This window comes from Chryseobacterium sp., assembly GCF_008014695.1.
Taxonomy (GTDB): Bacteria; Bacteroidota; Bacteroidia; order Flavobacteriales; family Weeksellaceae; genus Kaistella.
The window spans coordinates 1-23,981 of record NZ_VOXE01000004.1; the positions used below are offsets into that span (position 1 = coordinate 1).

Below are 23,981 nucleotides of genomic sequence, written 5' to 3' on the forward strand. Positions count from 1 at the left end.
AATCAGCACTTCAGACCTGAAGGGGAAAGTGGTATTCATCAATTTCTGGGCATCCTGGTGTCCGCCATGCCGTGCGGAATTTCCGTCGATCCAAAAATTTTATGATCAATACCGGTTCAACCCCGATGTTGTATTTTTAACCGTGAATTTGGATGATGAGGTGGCTTTAGGCAAAGCCTATCTTCAAAAGGAAAATTATACACTGCCGCTTTTGGTTCCGGAAGGCAATATCCCGGAAGTATACTTCAGCGGCTCACTGCCCACTACAGTGGTGCTGGATAAGACCGGAGCGGTACGACTGCATCATGCGGGAATGGCTGATTACAGCAAGGCTTCATTTTACGAAGAAATAAATGCACTTTTAAAAGAATAATCATGTTGAATTTAATTAAAACACTCTTCATCATTCTTACCTTAACCAGCCTGCCAATGACCGCTCAAAATAAAAAGCATCAATTTAAGCCTGTGAAAGCGCAGTTAGCGGAATACAGGGCTTTATACGTACTGAATGAGAGCGACGAAACCAAAATAAAAGGAGTCATCAGGAACATCAGTAATGCAATGGATGACCCGCGCCTGAAAGGGAAACTGTATGTGGAACTGCTGGCTTTCGGTCCCGGAGTTGAACTGTACAGAAAAAAGAACGGATACGACAAACTGCTGATTCCCCTGAAAGAAAGAGGCGTTATTTTTGTACAGTGCGAGAATACTTTGAAGGAAAAAAACATCCCGAAAGCGGACCTGTATGATTTTGTACGTTACACCCCAAGTGGAAATGGGGAAATCATTTTGCGGCAGTATGAAGGATGGGCGGTCGTAAAGCCCTAACGATTCAAGGGACTGGCTGACAGAACTTTTCCTGATCACAGAAACAGCTATCATCAAAATAATAAACCCCAATATAAGGGGTTAAATCAGAGCGGAAACATAACGGGTAGACCTGACGTGTTTCCGCTTTACTTTTTATCATCACTACTGGACGAAGCGTAATGCAAACTCACCACGCCGGAACCAAATGCGATCATGGCTACTGTTCTTCTTCCACGCCAGGAAATTTCATTCATTTGCCTGATGTTCAGTAATATGGCCTGTTTTTTTTACAGGGTGAATCATCAAATGATCCTTTTTAGTGTTCAGACCAGGGAAAAAGTTTGAAGATCACCCGTTTTACCGATTTTATTTTCACTCAGATACATTTCCATCGCTTCTACCGCTTTTAGCGGCAGGTTTAGCCTGTTTATTCCCAATCCTTCAGGAACACCCTGCACCGTAACAAATGCCGCTTTATACACCTGGTCTTTTGCCAATACTCCATCACCGACAAATATCTGCTGAATGCGGTGCCGTTTTGGATTTTCAATTCTCATCTTTACGGAAATTCCGAGGCATCTTTTTATATAGCCCCCCATCTGTTTCATGGGATCAGCAGAAAAGGTGCGTTCCAGATTTTCTTCCAGCATTCTTATTATTTCACCTCCAGTTAAATCGAGCGTAGAAACTTCGGGATTCATAGGAATGATGTTGAACAAATCCCATTTTGTTATTGGACCTTTGGGGATAGGAACGCCGTATCGCCAACCGTTTGAAAAAGCAACATCGGCCTTGCTTACTGATTTTATTGATGCCAGCAAAAGATCATCCATTGTGGATGATAAGGTGTTGTACCGGTGTAATACATTTCCGGTTGTGCCCAATATTTCCTGTTTCAGATGCTGAAATGGCTGCATAATTTGGGACACGGTATTTTCCATTTCAATGTCAGGATCAATATCTTCATTGACAGTAATCAGTTGATATCCGTAATCGACAATGGTTTGCTGTTCGACATTAAGATCCAGACGACCGACAAAAGAACCATGGCAGCCACACTGAATCACAACAGTATTATTAATTTTAACCGCTTCGTATAATCGGTTATGGGTGTGTGCACTTAAACAGACATCAATGCCTGAAACTTTTGAAAGCAACTCTGCATCCTGTGGAAACCCATTGTGTGAAAGAAGGATAATAAGTTGTGCGCCTTCGGCTTTCACCCGCTGAACCATTACCGGTAATTCTTCTGTTCCGTCTGTAATTTTCAGGCCTTCACTGAAGTGTTCGGGCATTGTTTTATCAATGATATTGGAGCAGATTCCGATAACGGCAATTTTCAGCCCTTCCACATCTGTGATGATATACGGTGGAAGGAATAATGAACCGTCATCTTTGTACACATTGATTCCCAGAATGGGATAATTTAATTGACCCGCAAGCTTTTTCAGCTGTTCCGGACCATAGGCAAAATCCCAGTGACCTACCATCGCACTGAGTCCCATTTTGTTTAAAACAGGAATTACTGCTTCTCCTTTAGATTGAATCAAAGGTAAAGTACCGTGAAAAGTATCGCCGCCGTCAAAGACCAAGGTATTTGGGTTCTTTTTGCGTAAGTCCTTTAAAACGGTAGCAATCCGGGAATACCCACCTGAAGTGGTAATGATTTCTTTTCCTCCTTCATAAAACAATTCAGGATGCGGTTCCAGATAGCCGTGAACATCATTGATGTAGGCGATTGATAATTTCATATTTTTTAACGTTATGTTACCTCTACCCAGTAACAATTAAATACATTTATTATACCTTTTGGTTAAGATTATAAAGCAACAAATCGCAAGTCTTATTTCTATATATTACTCACCGTAGCAATGATTATTTTCCGAAACTGACCGGTCTTCAGAGCTGTTGCAAAGCGTGAAGAGATTGTAATTTATTTATTTTGAAAGCGGTTTCTTTACTTCCTCTTCAGGTACAAAACAAAGGTTGTCCCAAACTACTTCACTATGTCGGTACAGTTTTAAACCGGAAGCGTAGAACATTCATCGCTTTGCAAGCTCAGTATTTTTATCGGCGTTGATTCTTACAATTTTAACTTTATCGGGCATTTCCGTTGCCATTTTTTTGCAAGTTGCTGTTCACACATCCACAATTTGTGCGCCTTCAGTTTTATCCACTTAATATGATAATTTAGCGTTCAAACTGCTCCATCCTCCGCCATTGTGTACATTCCCGTAACCGTTATTCTGGAGAATGGTTTTTGCAGTGGCACTTCTCATTCCCGATGCGCAGCACGTAATGATCGGTTTGTCCTTATTTTTTAATTTTGAAAGGTTGCTGTGAAGCTGATCAACAGGAATATTGACGGAGTTTTTAATATGTCCGTCAGCATATTCGTTTTTGCTTCTTACATCAAGAATAACAGCACCTTGCTTTACAAGATCTGCATAATCGGTTTTATCCATACCGAAAAGGTTTTTTATTGCATCTAACATTGTTGTTTTATTTAAAATTAATGATGCAAAAGTACAGTCTTTGTAACACCGTGTCAGTGATGTCAGTTACAGAAGGGTAATTTTATTTCGGGAAAGTTTTATTTTGCCCTCGGTTTCTATCTGTTTCAGCACGCGGCTTACCGCTTCTCTCGTAATGCCGAGCTCGTCTGCAAGCTGCTGATGCGTAACAGAAAGTTCTTTAGATTTATACAGCTGTGATTTCTGATCTAATAAATATAAAAGTCTGACATCTACTTTTTGGAAAGCAATGGAGTTTACCATGGTTACCAAATCCTCAAACCGCTTGTGATACAACTGGAAAACAAAAGTAGACCATTCCGGATATTTTGTCAGCCATTCCTTGCCTTTTGAAAGTGACAGCATCAGAATTTCAGCATCCTCTTCCACAATAGCCTTGACTTTGGATGTGTCCTGGGCAAGTCCTGAAAGTATGGATGAAATACAGCTTTCTCCGGGAGTTAGGTAATACAAAAGGATTTCTCTTCCATCTTCTTCAGTTCTTACCACCTTAACACTTCCCGACATTACCAGCGGAATGTAATTTACGTAGGAATTAATATCCAAAATAACCGAACCTGCAGGAAAGTGTTTCAGATCGCGGCTCGCTGAAATCTCTTTTTTGAATTCCGGATCTGCTATATCATAAATATTCATGTTCAAATATAAATATATTTGGTGGAAAGCGCAGCAAACGGTTCAGCACTTAAATGAAGCATTCTGGTTTCTTTTCTAAAAAATGTAATTTTATTCTGTTTTTCAAATAAATTTGTATTTTTGCTCCCGAAGGAAATGGTGTTCTTCCTTACCCAACCGCCGTAAAACGCTGATGACGCCTGATTAAGAGAATGTTTATACATGTAATCAGGATAATTATGACTAAAAATCAACAGTCAAAAATCAGCAGCAGAAAAGCGCGGCTCCAAACAAAAATGTTTTTTCGGAAATTTCCCGCGATCATCTATGTCGCAAAATGGCTCGTGATCAGTACCCTTATCGGGATATGTGTAGGTTCTGTTTCCGCGGGTTTTCTGCAGTCGCTGAACTGGGCGACCGATTTCAGGGAAGACCATTTATGGCTAATTGTTTTTTTGCCGGTCGGAGGGCTTCTTATTGGGCTGCTCTACAATTATCTTGGTCAGGATATTGAAGCAGGAAATAATCTACTCATCGACAGTATTCATAACCCCCGGGAAATCCTCCCCTTCAGGATGGCTCCTTTTGTTTATCTCGGAACCATTGCGACCCATTTCTTCGGCGGTTCAGCCGGCCGGGAAGGGACAGCCTTACAGATGGCAGGTGCTATTGCAGACCAATTTACCAAACCATTTAAACTTTCGGCACCGGAGCGGAAAATTCTGATGATCGCCGCCATTGCCGCAGGTTTCGGCTCTGTATTCGGCACCCCACTGGCGGGTGCGCTCTTCGGTCTGGAAGTTTTTTTAATAGGAAAAATAAAGTATGATGCCATTTTTCCGGCTTTTGCCGCGGCCATACTTGCAGATCTCGTAACGGACCTCTGGCAGGTGCAACATACCCATTATCATATTGATTTTATTCCCAAATTAGAAGCCCTCCCGATCCTTTACAGCATCGCGGCAGGAATTGTCTTCGGACTTTGTGCCGCTTCATTCAGCAAAATCATCCATTGGGCCACTGCGCTATTCAAATCCAACATCTCTTTTCCGCCACTGCGTCCTTTAATCGGAGGAATAATTGTGGCCGCTGCCGTGTTTATTGCAGGAACAACCAAATACATAGGGCTCGGAATTCCAGTGATCGTACACTCTTTTGAAGAACAACTGCCATTCTATGACTTTGTTCTCAAAATGGCATTTACAGTCGTTACCCTTGCAGCCGGATTTAAAGGTGGTGAAGTGACGCCCCTCTTTTTTATCGGGGCGACTTTAGGGAGTGCGCTGTCTGTCTTTATTCCTTTGCCTACAGGTCTTCTGGCAGGAATGGGATTTGTAGCCGTTTTTGCAGGAGCAACCAACACTCCTCTCGCATGTATGCTGATGGGGATAGAACTGTTCGGTGCCGAAAGCGGTATCTACATGGCAATTGCCTGTGTAGTCTCCTACCTGCTTTCAGGCCATAACAGTATTTACGGAAAACAGATCATAGGGCAGCCCAAACATATCAGATACCACCATTACGAAGGTAAAATCATTCACGAAAAAAAAGATCATGAGTAAAAAATTCAGCGTTTTGAGAATTTATTTTGAATTCGGTAAGAAAGTGGAAACCCACGGATTTTGGAAAAAAATGTGGCACAGCTCCCTGAAGGAATATTTACTGAAAAAAGCCAAAGAAAGCGACATTAAACAGGCTCTGTATTTTGAGGCAAAATCAGGCTATCTGAACTTTGAGGATATCAAAAACCATCATTCGGAAGTTCCGCATATGCACCATCCTATTTGTCTGGAATTGATTGATACAGATGAGAAAATAAAAGAATTCCTGGAAACAAACCGCGAAACTCTAAATGGGGTTAAAGCGATCATCATCAATCGGGATTCCGAAATATTCTTTCATTAACCACTAAAAAATACTGATGAAAATTACAAAAATACACGCCGGATAAATGCCGGAGCGATTGGTAACATTTTTGTATGCAGGTAAGCCCAACGTCAATATTGGATTATCTTACCCCTTCACTTTACTGCATCTGGTTTAAATCTCGGTGATTTATTTAGTGTGCTGTCAACGTACCGGTTTGTACAAAAGGTTTTCAGCAGCCAGTTTAACTCATCAGAAAAAAAGAATAAAAACACAACTAAAATACGGAACTATGCAATCAAACACCACTGAAAATTTATACAGATCTCTTGTAAAAGTGATCTTGCTGACTGCAGGTTTGGTCATCCTGATATGGTTTCTGTATCAGATTTTAAGTGTGCTGCTTTTGCTGCTGTTAGCCATAGTGCTGGCTCTTATCATCAATAATCCCGTAACCTGGCTGGAGAAAAAGAAGGTAAAACGGGCATGGGGTTCTTTAATGGTATTCGGAACGATATTGTTGACGCTCATCGTATTGGGCTGGTTCATCGGCCCGAAAATCAGTGAACAGACCTCCGGTCTGTTCAGGGATTTACCGGAGTACGGGAAAAGTTTATCCGGCACAGTGAGTTCCTGGTTCAGTGATTATCCGGATATACAGAAAAAAATAGAAATCGATGCGGAAAGTATTTCCGAATCCTTGCCCTCTGTTCCGAAAGCGCTTGTGAAGATCGGGAATTTCTCCCTTTCCTTAGTGGGAGGATTGGTGGTACTGATTGTTTTTATCAGTATGGTGATCTACGCGGTGGCCGACCCCCGCCCGCTCGTTGAGTTATACCTGTCGGTGTTTCCGCCGGCACAGCGGGGTAAAGCCGTGGCTGCACTTTCAAAAACATCTGTGATGTTGGGGGGTTGGATTAAGGCCAATTTAATCGGCGGAACTATTGAAGCCGTTTTGGTGACAACATTTTTAAGCATAATGGATGTGCCCGGAGCATTTGTGTGGGGAGCCCTCGCCCTGTTTGCGGAATTGATTCCGAAGATCGGCTTTTACATCATGTCCATCCCGCCCATATTGGTGGCTCTGACCGTAGATCCGGTTACAGCTCTTTGGGTGACCGTTTTCTTTCTGGCCTTAAACGAAATAATGGGTGATATGGTCATGCCAAAGTTACGTTCCTCCACGATGAACATTCATCCGGTATCGACCCTTTTTCTTCTGCTTGCCATGGGTTCAGCCTTCGGCTTCCTGGGAGCCCTGATGGCGACCCCTTTTGCCGCCATTATTAAATCGTATTACGAAGCGTTTTACCTCAGCAGATTTCCCAAAGACCACAAAATGGAGGAGCACATTGAAGACGTGATCCAGCAGAAAATACAGCCGGAAAAAGAGTGACAAAGATTGAAAAGTGCAGTAAGAAATCAACAAGCGCAGATTATTTGCCCCTAAAAAAGGGTGTCATTTACCGGTCAGCGCGGTTGAATTGCGACAGCTACCTTTAAGAAATCTGTTGGCAATGGCACTCACGGTCAGCCCGGATTCTTTAAACGCAGATGGTGCGAAGATTTGCAGCTAAGGCATATTTTGCTGCGGAAACTGAACCTTATCCGGAAATTTACCGAGTTCTTCCATGATAATCCCGAACAATTTGGTTTTCACCCTGCCCGAATTTTTAGGTTCTACCAGATACCGCACTGTTACTTCAACAAATGCATTGTCATGTGCCCGCAGAATGATGGACGGATATTCTTTAACCTCCAATTCGTCGACAGGTGTATCGGCAAGAATATTTTTAAACCGCTGCACACGGCGGATCATCGCTTCGCCGATTTCCTGCTGCACTATTTTTTTTACCGTGTCCCCCGTAAACTGCAGATCGCTTCCATAGCATACAAATAATTGGAGTTCGTTCCAGAGAAATGGAAACAAAGGCCAAGAATAATTATAAACATATTCACTGAATACTTTGGAGTTGGCAAATTTAATGATGCGGCCACTGGGATGGTCTCCCGATAAATAGTCTCCATGAAACTCCCAGAGAGTGGTATCGATATAGCTCACATTAATCACGTCACCGAATACGTTGCCTATTCTTATACGGTCACCCACTTCGTACGGCTTGCGGATGAGAATGTATATCCATGCAAAAAAACTGGTGATAGGATTTTGCAGTGCAAAACCCAATATAAGCGATACAATACCGAATGAAACCAATGTGGCGTACCAGTTGGCAAAAAGCAGCGTAAGAACAATGGCAAAAATGATCATCACACTGAACAGATCAGCGATGCGTCTTAAATTGTAAGCAGTGGCGGCATTTTCAATTTTGCGGGTCAGCAGTTTTTTCAGAAGCGTGTTCGAAACCAAAACAAATAAAATAAACATAACCACCAATACCACTTTTTGAATAAGTGGAATATAAGAGCTTTGGATCGGGAAATACTTCCACCCGAGCAGATAGTATAATCCGCCGCATACTACAAATATAATGGCTGCGACCACAAAGGCAGATGCATTTTCTTTTGCGGTAACGCCTTTCTTATCCTTGTCTTTGGTCGGGAATTCGTTCAGTTCCCGTTGCACTTTGTGATCTTTATGAATGGCCTCGGTTTCTTGAGCTTCAGTTTTTGCTGTGGATTCCATAAATTGAGATGTATTTGTTCTTTTTTGAAGTGATTATATAAAGTTCAGGCAGCGGATAATTTAGCGTTCAATACTTCATCCGTTAACACCGCTCTTAATTTTTTTCTGAGGAATACCAAACATGACGTTGCTGTATCAGTGAAGGAGCATTTGCCTACAGGGTTTTGCTCTTGACGTTTTGGGCAGGCCTCCCCTGCCCCCAAAGATACATAGAATTACAAATGTGCAGCCGCTTCGTCAGCTTCTTCAACGCTTGTACGTATTGCCGCTGGACCACTTTCAGAGTTGAATGGTTTTGCCGATTTTTGTCTGTGCTAAAAATGTTTCATCATGAACTCAATATAGTTTTGATCATTGTCAGTTTCAGGAGGCTATGGATAATATATCAAAAAAAATTCTACTTTTGAGCGGTACTGAAAATGGGGAGCTTACAGTTCTTATCGCTGGAAGATGCACAGCAAAAGCTGGATGTCTGGAAAGAGGATTATAACAGTTACAGACCTCACGGCTCACTGGGAAATTTAACGCCAAAAGAGTTCATTGAAAACAGTCAAAAAAAGCAAATTTCTCTACATTAGATTGTTCCATATATCGGCGGGAGGTCAACACATATTGATTTGTTAGTGTTGGTGAAATTTTATTTTATTTATGAGGTCCAAAAAGTATTGCTCTCCCCATAGATCCAGCACGGATGAGTCGGGAATGAACCGAATCACATCTTCCTTGACGCTGTCAAAATTCACCGATTTAATCTTATCTTCTAAAAGCTGAATAACCTGCGCTCCATTGATGGTTTCACCCTGCCAGTCACCAGTATCCTGAGCACGCAGCAAAAAGTGGTCGAGATCCAACGGAATTCCTTTTTTGATATACCACTCCAGGTCATACCAGTCCCTTCCCTTTACCCTTTTAATCCATTTCCGGAATAATAAAGCGTGCATCTTACCAGCAAACAGACTGGGCATTTTAAAGCATTTTACATAAAATGAAAAGGGTCGCAACAACAATTTCTCTTCAGTTTCAAAACCTAAAGGCGGCTTGCGGTCTACTTCGATCTTAATCTTTACATTGGGCAGATTCCCTACACCCATCTGAGATACAACGTCTTCCAAAACAAGCTCTTTCCACACCGTGCCTGATTTTAAAAATGCAGACTCTACATTGGATGCGGTAGATTTCTTTTTTTCCTGAATGCTGACCGTGATGCCCAAAGCCTCAAATTCTTTGACGACCGCTTCAAAGTAAGGTTCAAGGGAAAACTGTTCGTCCGGCTCCAACAGTGAAAAATCAAGATCTTCAGAAAATCGATCCAAATGGTAGAAAATGCGCAGGGCAGTGCCGCCATAAAAAGCTGCTTTTTCAAAAAAACCAGCACGTTGAAGACCCGCCAATGCAATTTCCTGCATAATTTCCCGCAGTGCATCATACACATCTTGCTTGGATTTGGGATCGTATTCTTGCAACCACTGTTTGATCATAGGGTTCTAAGTGTTTTTGTTAACATCTCTAAACTTGTTTTTTTGGGTGCATCCTGAATCCAGGATTCAATCGCATCTATATTGAGCTTAGTGAGCATATTTTCATCGATGCGCATGTCCTCCGTGAGAAATGTGATGACCTGATTAATACTGCGCAATAATATTCCCGAGGTCGTCACAATCTTATCACAGATGGCCTTTTCCGGAGACGCCATAAGAACAGCTTGTTTCTTTGTGAGATTCACACGTTCAATGCCCATAGAATAATAAGGAAGAGGCAGATGATGGTAGCTAAAACGGGCTACCTCGGTATTGTAGGATTTGGTCGTTTTGGTCGTTGCCGAAGTAACCTCATATACGCGTTCCGGAATAAATGCCCAATGTGAAAGTGCGGCTTCCAATGAAACATAGCTTGGTCCTCTAAGGTGATTGGCCACCAGAAATAATTCAGGGGACACGATATCAAGTTTTGATCCCGGCACATATAGTCCTTTCTTTACTGTTCTAAGATATCCAGCTTTTACCATCTCCGAGATCTTGTCGTTCGGACGTTTGTAATCTGACAGCAAGGAAAGCATAATCTGTCTTGTCAAAGGTTCCTCTGAAAAATTTTTGATAAGATTGGACAACGCTAACATTTGTAAATATTTAATGCAATAATCGGAATTTTTCCGATTAAATGCAAATATTTTTACACTACTCGATTTATTTTTCTATTCCAATTCATATTTATGATACATCATTACTAGCTTTTTATGTTGCATTATTATTAGCTTTTTATGTTTTACAACAAGAAGCCTAGCTATAAACAGCTTTCAATGTTTAGCTTTGGATTGTGTAATATTAAAACTACGATTAAATTGGATTCTTTCAACACCTCTCTGACTAGATCCCACTATCACAACGTTTATTCACTATATCTTTTAGCTATGTAACCTGACCTTATTATGCTTTAACATTTATTAACGGGAAATTAAAAAATAAATTCATTTTCTTTTTTTACCTATAAACACTCTATTGTTTTAGGGAGTAAGACACCTCTATTCACAAAGAAAAAGTATAAATTTTTTCCTATAATGAATGGAACAAAATATTCTGCTAATACAGAAATTATACCTGGATGGAAAAAATCAATGGAAGTGAAACATGATAAAGCTATTATTTTCAAATCTGATATCCAATTTAATTGGGCAAATAACAATATCCGGTATTATTTCTTAATGGATTTATAAATTTAATTCATAGATATTTATTCCAACATGATTTCAATAAAATTCTTGTTTCTGTCTTTTGAAGGGAACCAAGATATATTTGCAATCGTAAAAAAATCTCTGTTATCACATAACTTTCTGTTTTGTTCCTCCGAAATTATTTCAGAGACAGATAAAGATTCTCCGACTCTTGGAAGGAAAGGAAGATTCCATTTGATCTTGACTGATGAATGCTGATAACATAAGGCTACTTTCATGATTTTTGTTTCTAAGATACAAAAAAAATGATTTTTGGGTTACTGTAAACTATAAGGGTTCAGCAGCTAAGGGAATTGGAATGATGTATTCAGATCATCACCCAATATTATATAAGCATCAAATTTTTTACCGTTTCTGCTTCTCATATTTTTGACGAGCGGTGTTTTACCTTCCATTATTAAAGAAGAAATTTGATCGATATTCAGCTGTACACCGCATACGGTTCTGAACTGCCTCCAGTTGCATTGGTCATCTGGACATTTTACAATTTTGTCCTTGATAATTAGATTGTGCTGTCGGCATTTCGGGCATTTTAGTTCCGGGATATTTTCCTGAGGGATTGACAAAGACAACAGTTCGCTGGTGATCTCTGTTGTGTAGACTTTGATATCGGTGATGAACTGTTTTGAAGTAAGCCCGCCTTTTTCGATCTTATCCAATGCCATCTCCCACTCTGCGGTCATTTGTACATTGCCTATCTTTTTGTCTTTGACAAGATCATAAACTTTCAGTCCTTTTTCGGTTGGTACTAGAGCCTTACTTTTTCGGATGATATAGTTTCTGCTGAGCAGTGTTTCAATGATGGAGGCCCTGGTGGCAGGTGTACCGATACCGATATTTGACAGAATCTGTTGCTCTTCCTTATTTTCTATGGATCTTCCCGCATTTTCCATTGCTGACAACAGATCAGCCTCGATATACAGTTTGGGAGGCTGGGTTACTTTTTCCAGCAGTTCCGTTTTTGAAATTTTAAGCTCATCCCCCATTTTCAATTCAGGAAGTTCCATTAACATCTCTTCCAAGGTATTGCCATTATTATCAATAATGCTATTTCTATGGCTCTTGCTATCTGAAAGGATTCCTTTAATGGCCCGCCAGCCTTTCGTCAGGATTTTTGAACCCCTGATGCTGAATTCATAATGGTGTACTTTAACTGTGACGTGACTTACCTGTTTAGAGCAATGCTCTGACAAGGCTTCCAGCAAACGGTAAGCAATCATATTATAAATGGCTTTTTCTGTTGCTGTCAATGCGGAGGGTATTTTTGTGGTGATCAGCAGTCCGTGATGGTCGGTCACCTTCTGATCATTCACCATCCGCTTGTTGAAGCTGCCGAATTTAAGTGTTGAAACAGCCGATCTGAATTGATCGACGGCATTCAGAATCCTCACCAATTCCGGGATCTCTGCCCAAAGATCTTCGGGAATATATTTGCTGCCGGTTCTGGGATAGGTAATGAATCTCTTTTCATAAAGACCCTGTGCAGTCCGCAAGACTTCATCCGCTGATAATCCTAATTTCATGTTGCATTCCTTTTGAAGTGCTGCGAGGTCGAAAAGCACAGGAGATGATTCCTGAACTGTTTTGATGGAAACCTCTTCAACAGTAGCCTTTCCCTCGCGTTCAATAAATCTTAGAATTTTTTCTGCCTGCTTTTTATCTTCCCACCGTTCTTTGGATTGGCTGGTGAAATCCAGATATTCCTTTCGGTGCTTCAACTGGATTTGCCAGTATTTTGCCCTGGTAAAGTTCTTATGGTCTATAAATCTCCTGCAGATCAAAGCCAGCGTCGGGGTCTGTACCCTTCCTAAAGAATATAGCTCTTCATGGGCAGCGATGCTTAATGCCTGTGTAGCATTAATGCCCACCAGCCAATCTGCTTCACTTCTTGCTTTTGCGGCTTCATACAAACCGTCGAAAACTGAACCGGACTGAAGCTTTTTAAAGCCTTCCTCTATGGCCTTTTCAGTAAGAGAACTGATCCATAGTCTTTCAAAGGGTTTGCTGCATTGGAGATAGTGATAGATATACCGGAAAATGAGCTCGCCTTCCCTCCCTGCATCGGTAGCAACAATGATACTGCTGCATCGGTTGATGACACTTTGTATTATTTTTAATTGTTTAATTGCGGACGGATCGGGTTGGTACCCTTGGTGATTTTGCTTTTTTATGGGTCTCGGCACCAATAAGAACGGATCAGGAAAGACAGGTAAAGAGGCTTTGTCGAAGCCTCTTATACCATAGTCTTCCGGCGTTCCCAATGACACCAGATGCCCCAATGCCCAGGTGACGCAGTAACCGTTGCCTTCGAGACAGCCTTCCTTTCTTTCATTGGCATTTAACAGATGTGCGATCTCATATGCGACACTGGGCTTTTCCGCGATAATGGCTTTCATATGTGCTGGATTTTTTAGATTTTACGCCCTCTCGATTTAACAGGTTTCTTCTGCTGGGCTTCCTGCTGTTTATTGGCGGGTTGCTGCTGTTTGGGTTCAAGCGGTTCTTTGACATTTCTGGTCGCTTCATTGGTCCTGCCATCAGAATTGACCGCCTTCTGGGTTTTATGATCTTCAGAAGTCTGGGCTTTTTCTTTAAGCTTATTGGGATTGGTAAAGGAAAACTCTGTTTTGGAAGTCTCCTTGTTAAAAGTGATATAACCTTGGTAGGCTTTTCCTTTGCTGTCAGTCAATCCATCCACATATACCGTTTCTCCTGCTTTGAACTTTTCATATTGTTTGTCATCGAGTTCCTGACCTCTGAACACTCGTGGGACTTCCCCATTGTTGTTTTGAAGTGGCTGATTGGATTGATCCTGCTGATGGGTTTGTTGCTGGCTCTGGTTGTTGTTAAAGATAAATTCAACATAGCGCTTATCCGCATTAAACTGTACAGTCGCATCGAAAGGCTCTCCTTTTTTGGAAGTCATCCCTTCGAGATAAAGCGGCTTCCCTTCAAATAATGTCTGCTTTTGTTGATCATCAAGCTTTATGCCCTTGATCTCATCGGGGATTTTCATATACTCTGCTCTGTAGGCAACGAGTTCGTTGGTCAGACGGTCCCGGCTGATGACTGATGGAATGATCTCATCAGTCTTGGGATTGATCAGGTCTACTACTCTTCCCATATTTCCGCTTTCTCTAAGGTTTTTTTTGTCTTCTTCGGTGAACTCGTGACCGAGAAATTTTAAATTGAGATTAGGTTCTTTGCGGATGCCATGCAGATGAACGGCCACATCACCCGTATCTCCGGTCTGGAGAGACAAGCGAACATCCATCCTACTGACTGCTGTTCCCAGATCGATGGTGATGGGAATTAAAGTATTGGTCTTAAACCCTCTCAGCAGCGAATCCATTGCATTCATCTTTTCAAGTTTTTCCTGATTAAGCCCGAATTTTTCCATCGTTTTCCAGTCGATCTGTTCCGGCTGGAAACGGTATTCCTGATTTTCTGTGTTGTTTTCCATTGTATTCTGATTTTTTAATTGGTTTGTATCTTTGGGTAGAAGTTCATATTCCTTCAGTTTCTTTTTTTGTTCAGGCGATGTCTGATCGACATGCTGCCCAAAGTCTTTGGCTGAATGGACAGCATCATTTTCCGACACTTTGAGGAAGCTGAAATACACAGGATTTTTAAGCTGCCGGTAAAAATTGGAAAAGATGTTGGAGAACAGGTCACCATGTTTATCACCACTGATCAATTGGTTATTTTCCTTCTTCTCGTCCCGCGGTAACCTTCGCAGGTTTCCATCCTTATCAAAGTCTTTGACCATCTCTACACCGTTGATGCTGTTGTCCGGAACCATCAGTGTATCCGATACCGGTTTGATTTTTCTGTTCTGGTTGAGCTTTTCCATCGCGTTATGTTTGCTTTAATGCCGTAAAAGTAGATGGAAGGTCTCGTCAATGCGCCGTATTGGAATTTCAGATCATTCTTTGGCAGTTGATGTCCTTATACTTTAGTATATCAGGAGTTCAGACTTTCCCTGATCAGCTGGTGGACGTCTGAAAGCTTATAATATAATTTTCCGCTGATGGTATAATAAGGCAGCTTTTTGTCGGTGCGGTACCGCTGCAGTGATCTTGAACTGATTTTTAAAAGCTGCAATACATCCTGATTATCGAGCAGCTGCTCGCCATCAACTTCTATAAACTGGGAACGAGTTGCTGCCATTTGTTCTTTGAGGAGGTCAAACCTTTCTATGATCTTTTCCATCCAGGCGATAAATTCCGGTCTTTCGATATTCATAAGAGTGATTTTTTTGATGTTAAAATAGATGAACAGTTGATCAACTTTTATTGAGGTAAAGTTGAAAAACTCGCATCACATAAAGTCACTACCTTTTCGTAGTACCGAAAACATATATAGTATTGGAAAGTATCATTTCAGATATAAAACATTGATTATTAATTTATTAACTATCGGATAGATAAAAAAAGCATACCCATGAAATTAATAATCATTTACATTTTTAAACAAGGTGTTTAGTTATTTAAAGTAATGGAAGGAAGCGTAATAGTCCCTATCGGGTATAATTTCATAATATTAAGCAATTTATATACCCGATAAGGTATATTTTAATAAAATTTGCTATTTTTATACCCGAAAAGGTATAACCATGAGTACACTCAGTCAATTTGTCAAACAGAAAAGGAAATCTCAAAATCTTACACAGGAAGAACTTTCACTGAAAGCGGGTGTTGGTCTGCGTTTCATCAGGGATCTTGAACAGGGGAAGGAAACCATCCGAATGGATAAAGTAAATCTTGTGCTGTCTCTCTTCGGTCATGAATTAACTCCAACGAAAATAGTTCATCATGAAACAAGGTAAAGTCTTCATGTACGGCAACCTTGCAGGAATTCTTACGGAAGATTCCGAAGGTTATCACTTCAAGTACAACACCGATTATTTAATCTCAAAAGGTGCAGAACCAATTAGTCTTACTTTGCCCTTAATAGAAGAGCGTTATAACGAGAAGATTCTGTTTCCATTTTTTGATGGGTTAATACCTGAAGGCTGGCTGTTAGAAATTGCACAAAAGAATTGGAAACTCAATCCCCGAGACCGTATGGAAATACTCCTTAAAACATGTCACGACTGTATTGGGGCAGTATCAATCGAAGAAATAACTGAAGATGGAAAATAAGTGCTTATTCTGCTATAACCCGATTGAAGGAGATGATTTACAAAGTCCTGCAGGAACAGCAGGCTACCATCCCAAATGTTCGAAGAAATTCTTTGGGACAACCATTCCTCCTATATTAGATCTCACTCAGGAAACCATTCTTGAATACGCGACCAGTGTTATTAAAACCCAAAGGGCAGTAACGGGTGTACAACCTAAACTATCTCTGGAAATTAATGAGGAAGAAAACAGTATACGAAGATTCACCATCGTAGGATTATGGGGAGATTTTATCTTAAAACCCCAAACTGAATATTACAAAAATCTTCCGGAAAACGAAGATATAACTATGCATCTTGCCCAAATCAGTAAGATAAAAACTGTTGAGCATTCTCTCATCAGACTGAAGTCGGGTGAGCTCGCCTACATTACCAAAAGGACTGACCGAACCAAAACCGGAAAAATACACATGGAAGACATGTGCCAACTAACAGAAAGACTTACAGAACACAAATACAAAGGTTCTTACGAACAGATTTCTAAAACAATTAAACGCTACACTGCAAACTCAGGACTTGATGTGTTAAATTTTTATGAATTGGTATTGTTCAGTTTTCTTACGGGTAATAATGATATGCACCTGAAAAATTTTTCACTGATTAAGTACGGGAAAGAATATTCGTTTTGTCCTGCTTATGATTTGGTTTCATCAACCTTAGTAAATGAAGAAGATCATGAAGAAATGGCTTTAAACCTTAACGGAAAAAAGAACAAAATTACACGCAAAGATTTTGAAGTGTCGATGATGAAGGCGGGAATAGAAAAGAAGGCGGTAGATAATCTTTTCAAAAAATTCGAAAAGGTAGTACCAAAATGGAAAGAGGTAATTAGAAAGAGCTTCTTGCCTGAAACATTTCAGGAACAGTTTCTATTATTGATAGAAAAGAGAATAGAACATATTTCAAATAATATGTAAAATTGGGTTTGGCCTTGTGATTGAGCATAACATGAAAACAATGAAAGGGGAGCCCATTTTCGATGCCAACAACAGCGAGTTGCTTTATATTGACAAGTTTATCAAAATGTATAATGATCTCGATGAAGTATTTCACTTTGTGCATCAAGGCCTTCCAAAAAATGAGATCATCAGAGCAGGTATTGACTGGCAAGCCGATCTTATCGTTATCGGAACACATGGAAACAGAGACCTGGAGCATTTGCTGATGGGAAGTGTGGCCAAAGGTATTATAGGCCGGTCGCCTATCCCTGTAATGGTGGTACCCATGGATAAAAACAGAATCTGAAAATACAATAAATAACCCAAAAAATTATGTGGTGGATTTACGCATTATTATCAGCCTTATTCGCATCGCTTACTGCAATATTTGCCAAAATAGGCATAAAAGGTGTTGATTCGGATTTAGCAACAGCGATCCGGACTGTTATTATTTTGGTGATCGCCTGGACAATCGTATTTTTTAAAGGGAGCGCTCAGTCGGTCAGTTCGCTTACAAAGTACAACCTTCTGTTTATTTGTCTCTCCGGAGTAGCCACCGGTCTTTCCTGGATCTTTTATTTTAAAGCTTTGCAGATAGGAAAAGTATCGCAGGTAGCCCCGGTAGATAAGCTGAGTGTGGCGCTGACCATTATTCTTTCTTTAGTGATCCTTAAGGAAGTTTTAACATTAAAAATGGCAGTTGGTGCCGCACTGATCATTACAGGCACCCTGGTACTTATCCTTTAAATGTTTACAATGCTTGAACAAATACAACAAATCGACCTCCAATTATTTCTGTACCTCAACGCAAAACACAGCGCATTTTTTGATCCCGTGATGTACTGGGCAAGTGATAAATTATTCTGGATACCCTTCTATGCCTTTATACTTTTTATACTCATTAGAGAATATAAAAAAAGAAGTGTTTCTGTGTTAATCAGCATTGGTATCCTCATTGCGCTTTGCGACCAAATAGCATCGCATCTGATCAAGAACAATGTAAAAAGATTAAGACCTTCGCACGAACCCACCCTGCAAAACCTGATTCACCTAAGCAAAGCCGGACCTGGCGGCGATTACGGGTTTATATCCTCCCATTCCGCCAATGCTTTCGGACTGGCTGCCTTCCTTATACTGCTTCTTCCCAAAAAATACGATCCTTTAAAATGGTTTTTAGGGTTTTGGGCAGTTTTGGTGGCTTACAGCCGTATTTACAACGGGGTTCACTATCCCTCAGATGTTATTGTAGCGATGCTGATAGGGATATTATTGGGCTATTTGGTTTTTAAAATCTATTGGAAAGTAAAATCCAAATACGAATTATAAATAATGTATAATATACTGCATCTTATCACATCACCTAAAGAAGCGAGCGCTACAGCAGTGAAACGCTCAGCAAAATAAATATGGCTCTGAATCAGCAGGAACACCAGATGTCTGCATCTATATCAGGCCTCCTTATGATAGCTTGAGGGAGATGATTTCGAATTGAGGCGATGATGCGGGGTGGCGGATGGCGCTTGCGATGTACGGGATTCGAGCAAAGAAAATAGAACAAAGAGCAAAGCTGTTAGTGGTGGGGTGTTGGGTTTAGTAACAAAACCCTGGATCCATGACTATTGGCGCTGACGAAATGACCACATCAGAATTGATTTCATCTTTATTGTGGAAGGGCAAAAATCCCGCTTTACAGCGGGATTTTAGAGAATCAGTATGATACTGTTAAGCCAGCGCCCCATCCCATGTCACTGTCGTAATGGGTAGAGATGCCGAAATTTTTCGAGACGAGGTATTTGAGTCCTGCCATATACTCTTTGTCGGTATTCACCATAAAAGCCCCGCGCAAGCGCGGTGTTAACGGAATGTCTTCGCGCATGAGCTGGAACCTAACGATACCGTCTGTAAATAATTCTGCCTGCAGGTTTACCAGCATTGGAAGTTTGTACATGATCCCGGCGCTAAAAGTTTTTCTTTCATCTTTAGTGCTTGCCTGTCCAAAAAGGTTTTTTTCGATATTCTCCCTGTCAATTTTTCTGTAATGATAATTGAACCCGATAAATGGTTTCAGCCACTGCATACGATCTACATATCTTCCGAGTTGCGTTTCAACTTCGTAGCCGTGATGGTCATTGTAACCCAATCGCCATTCTGTCCCCAGTTCCCACCGGGTATTTGAGAGCATCGCCATTCCATCATTTCCATTGGTCGCAAAATCGTTTTCGGCCATCAGATGCCACATATTGCTTTCGCGCTGGAGCTTTCTGTAAGCGGCAGCTTTATCCGGCAGCAAAGGGTTCTGAGTATCCCCCACTGCGAAAACGCGGTTCATTCCTGCCATCATGTGATAGAGAATGTGACAATGAAAGAACCAATCTCCATCGGTGTTTGCCGCAAATTCTATGACATCGGTCTCCATGGGCATAACGTCCAGTACATTTTTGAGCGGGGCCTGCACCCGATTTTTATTGAGAACCCGGAAATCAAAACCATGCAGGTGCATTGGGTGCCGCATCATGGAATTATTGAAGAGCGTAATGCGCAGGACCTCTCCTTTTTTTACCAGTATCTTGTCGGATTCCGCAAGCACTTTATCGTCCATACTCCACACATACCGGTTCATATTTCCGGTAAGGGTGAACTTGAGGTCGCGTACCGGCAGGTCTTTCGGGAGGGAGGTGTCATAAGGCGATTTCATCATTCCGTAATTCAATGTGGTGATGCCGGAAGCCGCCCTAGCGTGCCCGGAATGATCCATTTGACCATCGCCGGTATCCATGTCATTCATCTTCATTGCTGCATTGTTCTCCGCAATCATTTCAGGATACATCACCTGATTCATATCCATGGTCTGGTAACTCATCTTCATTCCCATATCCTTCATATCACCATTCATTTTCATCATGTCATTCATCATCTTCATCCCTTCAAAATATTTGAGTTTCGGAAGCGGTGCCTTCAGCTGCTTAATCCCTTCGCCAATATAAACGGAAGCAGATTTTGTGCGGTCTTCGGGTGTAACGAGGAGTTCGTAGGAGGTGTCCTTTTCCGGTATCTCCACTACGATGTCTACCGTTTCGGAAACCGCCAGGATAAGGCGGTCGACCTCAACCGGCTCAATATCCACCCCGTCACTTGCCACGACTGTAATTTTACCCCCTGCGTAATTGAGCCAAAAGTAGGAAGATGCCCCGCCGTTGGCGATTTGAAGCCTCACTTTGTCGCCGGCTTTATACTGGGACAGCTGGCTTTCAGTTTTTCCGTTAATAAGAAATGCATCATAATAAATATCGCTCACATCCATAGCCAGCATCCGCTTCCATTCATTGGTGAGTTTGGTTTTAAAATGCCCTTCCTTTATGGCTTCGGCATAGCTTTGAGTGCTCCCTTTCTTAATGGCGAACCAGTCATTGGCATTATGCAGCATCCGCTGGACGTTGTGAGGATTGAGGTTGGTCCATTCGCTCAAAATCAGGTGTTCTGTGGGCAAATCATCGATTCCTCTACGGAAGGCAGGATCTTCGGCCCGTTTTTTCAACACGAGCATTCCATACATCCCGATCTGTTCCTGCAAACCGCTATGCGAGTGGTACCAGTGTGTTCCGTTCTGGATGACCGGAAACGAATACGTATAGGTGGAATGTGGCGGAACAGGTTTTTGGGTAAGCCAGGGCACCCCATCTTCTTTATTAGGAAGATGAAGACCGTGCCAGTGCAATGAAGTTTCTTCATCCATAAGATTATGAACAACGACCTCCGCAGTATCTCCTTCGTAAAATACGAGTTTTGGCATTGGGATCTGTCCGTTTACAGCAATGGCCCGTTTCTGTTTGCCCGCAAAATTCACCAGAGTGTCTTTCACATAAAGGTGATAGGTAACTTTGCGACCACCTTTAAGATTTTTCGCGGGTACTGGCATGATCATTTTGTGTGCACCCTCCTTCTGCGCATTTTCGTGTACGGAATGGTCTTCCTCACTATCCTTTTTCGGAACGAGATTCATGCCGCACTTGGGACACTTGCCAGGTTGGTCTGAAATGACTTCGGGGTGCATTGGGCACGTGAACTGCTCAGCTATATTTTGTTTTTTATAGAGATCCGCAGCAGCGGGTTCCGGTGTTTTGACGGTGACAGGCTCCGGCTCTTTTGATACCGCTTTAGGCCGTGGAGGCGCTGGCTTTTTAACAACAGGCTTGGGTTTTGCCACAGCTTTAGGCACAGCCTTCGGTTTCTGCACCACATTTTTTTTAACCGGTAATGCCTTTTTGGGTGCAGCTGCAGGTTGCGGTTTCTTAGCCGGTGCAGGTTTTGCTGCAGGTTTTTTTACGGTAACGGTTTTCTTCACCAGGGTCATGCCACAAATGGGACAGTCGCCGGGAGCTGACTTCACTACCTGTGGATGCATGGGGCAGGTGTAAAAAGTCCTGGGACTTTGTGCAAAACTGTTTGCGGATACCGCAATAAACAGCAGGAGCGAAAGGAGATATTTCATTTTATTTATTATTTAATTTTTAATAAACTGGCGTTCAGTGCTACCACTATTGTACTGATACTCATCAGTACGGCGCCCATTGCTGGACTCAAAACAAATGCGGGATACAGGACACCTGCAGCGAGTGGAATTGCCACGACGTTGTAACCTACTGCCCACATGAGGTTCTGGATCATTTTATTATAGGTTTTCTTTCCGAAGACAATCATTTTGACCACATCTCGGGGATCACTGTTAACCAGAATAATATCTGCAGTTTCAGCAGCGACATCGGTTCCGGAACCTACCGCAATACCGACATCAGCCTGAGCCAAAGCCGGCGCGTCGTTTACGCCGTCTCCTGTCATTGCAACAATTTCCCCTTTGTCCTGAAATTCTTTTACTTTTTCCAATTTGTGATGCGGAAGAACATTGGCAAGATATCCATCCATGCCCAACTGCTGTGCTACCGCTGACGCTACCTTTTCGTTATCACCTGTAAGCAGAAACGATTTTATATTCATACTCCGTAATTGGTCAATGGCTTCTTTTGCGCCATCCCGAATGGTATCGGCCAAAGAAACAATACCCACAGTCTCGTCATCAATAAGAATAAAGTTTACGGTTTCTGCATCCTGGTTAATTTTTTCGGGAATAGCAGGTATCTGTTTATTGTTTTGAGCAAAATAATTGGGCCCGGCTGCGACCACCAATTTACCATTTACGGTTCCTGTAACTCCAATTCCCTGCATGTAGCGGAAACTGTCTGACTTCCATAAGTCCAGTTTTTTTTCGGCAAGGGTTTGCATGATTCCCTTTGCTATATGGTGTTCGGAGTTCTGCTGCACTGCGGCTGCATACTGGAGTAAATCATTTTCCGAGTAGCGCCCCGTTAAAGGAATGATATTCTGTACGGTATGTGATCCTTTGGTAAGGGTTCCGGTCTTATCAAAAATAATGGTAGATAACTTCCTGGTTGTTTCAAAAGCCGTACGGTTTCTTATGAGTAAACCATTGGTGGCTGAAAGTGTAGTGGAAATAGCAACCACCAAAGGAATTGCCACTCCCAAAGCATGAGGGCATGCTGTCACCATTACCGTTACCATGCGTTCCAATGCAAAAGTCAAATCTCCTAAGCTTATATACCAGTAAGCAAAAGTCCCTACTCCCACTAAAATTGCGATAAGGGTAAGCCATTTGGCGACTTTGTCTGCTAAGTTCTGGGTATTGGATTTGGCTGCCTGTGCATCCTGAACCAAATTAATGACCTTGTTGAGATAGGAATCTTTTCCAACCCCTGTTGCTTTTATCTTCAAGGCACCGTCGCCATTGATAGACCCTGCAATCACCTTTCCGCCAGACTCCTTTTTCACGGGAACACTTTCGCCGGTCAGCATACTTTCATTTAAATAAGAACTGCCTTCCGTAATAAGCCCATCAGCGGCTACTTTTTGTCCCGGTCTTATTATTACGGTATCTCCGTTCTTGAGCTGTTCCAGTTTTATTTTGATGGGGTGTCCGTTCTGCTCCACGGTAACGTCATTAGGAAGCAACGCCACTAAAGACTGTAACGCTTTGGAAGCTGCCATCTGTGAACGCATCTCGAGCCAGTGACCCAGCAGCATGATGACGATTAACGTAGCGAGTTCCCAAAAGAAATCCATTCCCTTAAGACCGAATACCACAGCTACTGAATACACATAAGCAACGGTAATGGCCAAAGCGACGAGCGTCATCATTCCAATGGAGCCTGCTTTTACTTCGCCCAGAAGTCCTTTAAAGAATGGCATCCCGCCGTAGAAGTAAATAATACTTCCCAGCACCAGCAGCAAATATTTGTCACCGGTGAATGCTATGGTGAAACCCAGCCATTGCTGAATCATGTGTGAAAGCAGGAGAACCGGAACAGAAAGTGCCAGCGTGATCCAGAATCTCTTCAGGAAATCTGAAGTATGGTGCCCCTCGTGTTTATTATAGCCATCAGCGCTTATGCCCCCATCAGGAGAATGCCGGGCATGATGAAACTGGTTATGATGTTCGTGGGACGGATGTTTTGAAGCACCGCCCAGCAGGAGAAGTTTCATTCCGCAAAGGGGACAATTACCCGGTTCGTCCTGCAATATTTGAGGGTGCATTGGACAGGTATATTTTTTCATTGTGATTATTATTTACAGCATGAACGGCTTCAGTGGAAGT

The 23,981-nt window shown here is 41.9% G+C and carries 22 protein-coding genes, 1 pseudogene and 1 riboswitch; of the genes and pseudogenes, 12 read left to right on the top strand and 11 right to left on the bottom strand.

What is annotated here, in order from left to right; genetic code table 11:
• Together FUA25_RS10945 and FUA25_RS10950 are read left to right on the top strand one after the other, a co-directional pair.
• A partial coding sequence (locus tag FUA25_RS10945) for a TlpA family protein disulfide reductase (protein ID WP_147756972.1) occupies window positions 1-373 on the top strand: 373 nt, incomplete at its 5' end.
• A 2-nt stretch (window positions 374-375) separates the two neighbouring features.
• Window positions 376-828, top strand: coding sequence for a DsrE family protein (locus FUA25_RS10950; protein ID WP_147756973.1), 453 nt, complete (start codon window positions 376-378; stop codon window positions 826-828).
• A 305-nt stretch (window positions 829-1,133) separates the two neighbouring features.
• Here the strand turns inward: FUA25_RS10950 and FUA25_RS10955 are convergent, their stop codons facing one another.
• The 3 genes from FUA25_RS10955 to FUA25_RS10965 form a co-directional block, all read right to left on the bottom strand.
• The gene (locus tag FUA25_RS10955; protein WP_147756974.1) at window positions 1,134-2,561 is read right to left on the bottom strand and encodes a bifunctional metallophosphatase/5'-nucleotidase; all 1,428 of its coding nucleotides are present in this window, start codon (window positions 2,559-2,561) and stop codon (window positions 1,134-1,136) included.
• 426 nt (window positions 2,562-2,987) lie between these two features.
• The gene (locus tag FUA25_RS10960) at window positions 2,988-3,305 is read right to left on the bottom strand and encodes a rhodanese-like domain-containing protein (RefSeq protein WP_147756975.1); all 318 of its coding nucleotides are present in this window, start codon (window positions 3,303-3,305) and stop codon (window positions 2,988-2,990) included.
• A 66-nt stretch (window positions 3,306-3,371) separates the two neighbouring features.
• The gene (locus tag FUA25_RS10965; RefSeq protein WP_147756976.1) at window positions 3,372-3,980 is read right to left on the bottom strand and encodes a Crp/Fnr family transcriptional regulator; all 609 of its coding nucleotides are present in this window, start codon (window positions 3,978-3,980) and stop codon (window positions 3,372-3,374) included.
• Window positions 3,981-4,102: 122 nt separating this feature from the next.
• Window positions 4,103-4,169, top strand: a riboswitch (Fluoride riboswitch).
• Window positions 4,170-4,198: 29 nt separating this feature from the next.
• On the opposite strand from FUA25_RS10965, the gene FUA25_RS10970 reads away from it, so the two are divergent.
• The 3 genes from FUA25_RS10970 (at window position 4,199) to FUA25_RS10980 (ending at window position 7,221) form a co-directional block, all read left to right on the top strand.
• Window positions 4,199-5,521, top strand: a complete 1,323-nt coding sequence (locus FUA25_RS10970) for a voltage-gated chloride channel family protein (RefSeq protein ID WP_185146697.1) — start codon at window positions 4,199-4,201, stop codon at window positions 5,519-5,521.
• The gene (locus FUA25_RS10975; RefSeq protein ID WP_147756977.1) at window positions 5,514-5,864 is read left to right on the top strand and encodes a DUF190 domain-containing protein; all 351 of its coding nucleotides are present in this window, start codon (window positions 5,514-5,516) and stop codon (window positions 5,862-5,864) included. Before FUA25_RS10970 ends, FUA25_RS10975 begins: the two co-directional genes overlap by 8 nt.
• 253 nt (window positions 5,865-6,117) lie before the next feature.
• Window positions 6,118-7,221 (top strand): AI-2E family transporter, encoded by a 1,104-nt coding sequence (locus FUA25_RS10980; protein ID WP_147756978.1) that lies wholly within the window; start codon window positions 6,118-6,120, stop codon window positions 7,219-7,221.
• A gap of 177 nt (window positions 7,222-7,398) precedes the next feature.
• On the opposite strand, the gene FUA25_RS10985 is transcribed toward FUA25_RS10980, so the two are convergent.
• Window positions 7,399-8,469: a mechanosensitive ion channel family protein gene (locus FUA25_RS10985; RefSeq protein ID WP_147756979.1), complete on the bottom strand. Its 1,071-nt coding sequence runs from the start codon at window positions 8,467-8,469 to the stop codon at window positions 7,399-7,401.
• Window positions 8,470-8,903: 434 nt separating this feature from the next.
• Between FUA25_RS10985 and FUA25_RS10990 the strand changes: the two are divergent.
• A pseudogene (locus FUA25_RS10990) lies at window positions 8,904-9,047 on the top strand (integrase core domain-containing protein); the annotation flags it as partial.
• Between the two features lie 42 nt (window positions 9,048-9,089).
• Here FUA25_RS10990 and FUA25_RS10995 read toward each other — a convergent pair.
• From FUA25_RS10995 to FUA25_RS11015, 5 genes are all read right to left on the bottom strand, one after another.
• Complete coding sequence (locus FUA25_RS10995) at window positions 9,090-9,947, bottom strand: nucleotidyl transferase AbiEii/AbiGii toxin family protein (RefSeq protein WP_147756981.1); 858 nt, start codon at window positions 9,945-9,947, stop codon at window positions 9,090-9,092.
• Entirely contained in the window at window positions 9,944-10,585 is a 642-nt protein-coding gene (locus tag FUA25_RS11000; RefSeq protein ID WP_147756982.1) for a hypothetical protein, read from the bottom strand. Before FUA25_RS11000 ends, FUA25_RS10995 begins: the two co-directional genes overlap by 4 nt.
• Before the next feature lie 896 nt (window positions 10,586-11,481).
• Window positions 11,482-13,593, bottom strand: coding sequence for a type IA DNA topoisomerase (locus FUA25_RS11005; RefSeq protein ID WP_147756983.1), 2,112 nt, complete (start codon window positions 13,591-13,593; stop codon window positions 11,482-11,484).
• A 14-nt stretch (window positions 13,594-13,607) separates the two neighbouring features.
• On the bottom strand, window positions 13,608-15,050 hold the full coding sequence (locus tag FUA25_RS11010; RefSeq protein ID WP_147756984.1) for a DUF3945 domain-containing protein: 1,443 nt from the start codon (window positions 15,048-15,050) through the stop codon (window positions 13,608-13,610).
• A gap of 110 nt (window positions 15,051-15,160) precedes the next feature.
• Entirely contained in the window at window positions 15,161-15,442 is a 282-nt protein-coding gene (locus FUA25_RS11015) for a helix-turn-helix domain-containing protein (protein ID WP_147756985.1), read from the bottom strand.
• Window positions 15,443-15,812: 370 nt separating this feature from the next.
• Here FUA25_RS11015 and FUA25_RS11020 point away from each other — a divergent pair, with 370 nt between their 5' ends.
• The 6 genes from FUA25_RS11020 to FUA25_RS11045 are packed head-to-tail and all read left to right on the top strand — an operon-like array spanning window position 15,813 to window position 18,643.
• Window positions 15,813-16,025, top strand: coding sequence for a helix-turn-helix transcriptional regulator (locus FUA25_RS11020; protein ID WP_147756986.1), 213 nt, complete (start codon window positions 15,813-15,815; stop codon window positions 16,023-16,025).
• On the top strand, window positions 16,009-16,341 hold the full coding sequence (locus FUA25_RS11025) for a HipA N-terminal domain-containing protein (protein ID WP_228411709.1): 333 nt from the start codon (window positions 16,009-16,011) through the stop codon (window positions 16,339-16,341). Before FUA25_RS11020 ends, FUA25_RS11025 begins: the two co-directional genes overlap by 17 nt.
• Window positions 16,331-17,296: a HipA domain-containing protein gene (locus FUA25_RS11030; RefSeq protein ID WP_147756988.1), complete on the top strand. Its 966-nt coding sequence runs from the start codon at window positions 16,331-16,333 to the stop codon at window positions 17,294-17,296. Before FUA25_RS11025 ends, FUA25_RS11030 begins: the two co-directional genes overlap by 11 nt.
• Before the next feature lie 31 nt (window positions 17,297-17,327).
• Entirely contained in the window at window positions 17,328-17,624 is a 297-nt protein-coding gene (locus FUA25_RS11035) for a universal stress protein (protein ID WP_147756989.1), read from the top strand.
• Between the two features lie 26 nt (window positions 17,625-17,650).
• Window positions 17,651-18,064: an EamA family transporter gene (locus FUA25_RS11040; protein WP_147756990.1), complete on the top strand. Its 414-nt coding sequence runs from the start codon at window positions 17,651-17,653 to the stop codon at window positions 18,062-18,064.
• 9 nt (window positions 18,065-18,073) lie between these two features.
• Complete coding sequence (locus FUA25_RS11045; RefSeq protein WP_147756991.1) at window positions 18,074-18,643, top strand: phosphatase PAP2 family protein; 570 nt, start codon at window positions 18,074-18,076, stop codon at window positions 18,641-18,643.
• 382 nt (window positions 18,644-19,025) lie between these two features.
• On the opposite strand, the gene FUA25_RS11050 is transcribed toward FUA25_RS11045, so the two are convergent.
• On the bottom strand, window positions 19,026-21,806 hold the full coding sequence (locus FUA25_RS11050) for a multicopper oxidase domain-containing protein (RefSeq protein ID WP_228411693.1): 2,781 nt from the start codon (window positions 21,804-21,806) through the stop codon (window positions 19,026-19,028).
• An 8-nt stretch (window positions 21,807-21,814) separates the two neighbouring features.
• Window positions 21,815-23,941: a heavy metal translocating P-type ATPase gene (locus FUA25_RS11060; RefSeq protein WP_147756993.1), complete on the bottom strand. Its 2,127-nt coding sequence runs from the start codon at window positions 23,939-23,941 to the stop codon at window positions 21,815-21,817.
• Window positions 23,942-23,981: the final 40 nt, after the last annotated feature.

Excerpts from the sequence above, each read along its gene's own strand:
- FUA25_RS10950 (WP_147756973.1), top strand. The coding sequence starts at position 376 with ATGTTGAATTTAATTAAAACACTCTTCATCATTCTTACCTTAACCAGC.
- FUA25_RS10955 (WP_147756974.1), bottom strand. The coding sequence starts at position 2,561 with ATGAAATTATCAATCGCCTACATCAATGATGTTCACGGCTATCTGGAA.
- FUA25_RS10960 (WP_147756975.1), bottom strand. The coding sequence starts at position 3,305 with ATGTTAGATGCAATAAAAAACCTTTTCGGTATGGATAAAACCGATTAT.
- FUA25_RS10965 (WP_147756976.1), bottom strand. The coding sequence starts at position 3,980 with ATGAATATTTATGATATAGCAGATCCGGAATTCAAAAAAGAGATTTCA.
- FUA25_RS10970 (WP_185146697.1), top strand. The coding sequence starts at position 4,199 with ATGACTAAAAATCAACAGTCAAAAATCAGCAGCAGAAAAGCGCGGCTC.
- FUA25_RS10975 (WP_147756977.1), top strand. The coding sequence starts at position 5,514 with ATGAGTAAAAAATTCAGCGTTTTGAGAATTTATTTTGAATTCGGTAAG.
- FUA25_RS10980 (WP_147756978.1), top strand. The coding sequence starts at position 6,118 with ATGCAATCAAACACCACTGAAAATTTATACAGATCTCTTGTAAAAGTG.
- FUA25_RS10985 (WP_147756979.1), bottom strand. The coding sequence starts at position 8,469 with ATGGAATCCACAGCAAAAACTGAAGCTCAAGAAACCGAGGCCATTCAT.
- FUA25_RS10995 (WP_147756981.1), bottom strand. The coding sequence starts at position 9,947 with ATGATCAAACAGTGGTTGCAAGAATACGATCCCAAATCCAAGCAAGAT.
- FUA25_RS11000 (WP_147756982.1), bottom strand. The coding sequence starts at position 10,585 with ATGTTAGCGTTGTCCAATCTTATCAAAAATTTTTCAGAGGAACCTTTG.
- FUA25_RS11005 (WP_147756983.1), bottom strand. The coding sequence starts at position 13,593 with ATGAAAGCCATTATCGCGGAAAAGCCCAGTGTCGCATATGAGATCGCA.
- FUA25_RS11010 (WP_147756984.1), bottom strand. The coding sequence starts at position 15,050 with ATGGAAAAGCTCAACCAGAACAGAAAAATCAAACCGGTATCGGATACA.
- FUA25_RS11015 (WP_147756985.1), bottom strand. The coding sequence starts at position 15,442 with ATGAATATCGAAAGACCGGAATTTATCGCCTGGATGGAAAAGATCATA.
- FUA25_RS11020 (WP_147756986.1), top strand. The coding sequence starts at position 15,813 with ATGAGTACACTCAGTCAATTTGTCAAACAGAAAAGGAAATCTCAAAAT.
- FUA25_RS11030 (WP_147756988.1), top strand. The coding sequence starts at position 16,331 with ATGGAAAATAAGTGCTTATTCTGCTATAACCCGATTGAAGGAGATGAT.
- FUA25_RS11035 (WP_147756989.1), top strand. The coding sequence starts at position 17,328 with ATGAAAACAATGAAAGGGGAGCCCATTTTCGATGCCAACAACAGCGAG.
- FUA25_RS11040 (WP_147756990.1), top strand. The coding sequence starts at position 17,651 with ATGTGGTGGATTTACGCATTATTATCAGCCTTATTCGCATCGCTTACT.
- FUA25_RS11045 (WP_147756991.1), top strand. The coding sequence starts at position 18,074 with ATGCTTGAACAAATACAACAAATCGACCTCCAATTATTTCTGTACCTC.
- FUA25_RS11050 (WP_228411693.1), bottom strand. The coding sequence starts at position 21,806 with ATGAAATATCTCCTTTCGCTCCTGCTGTTTATTGCGGTATCCGCAAAC.
- FUA25_RS11060 (WP_147756993.1), bottom strand. The coding sequence starts at position 23,941 with ATGAAAAAATATACCTGTCCAATGCACCCTCAAATATTGCAGGACGAA.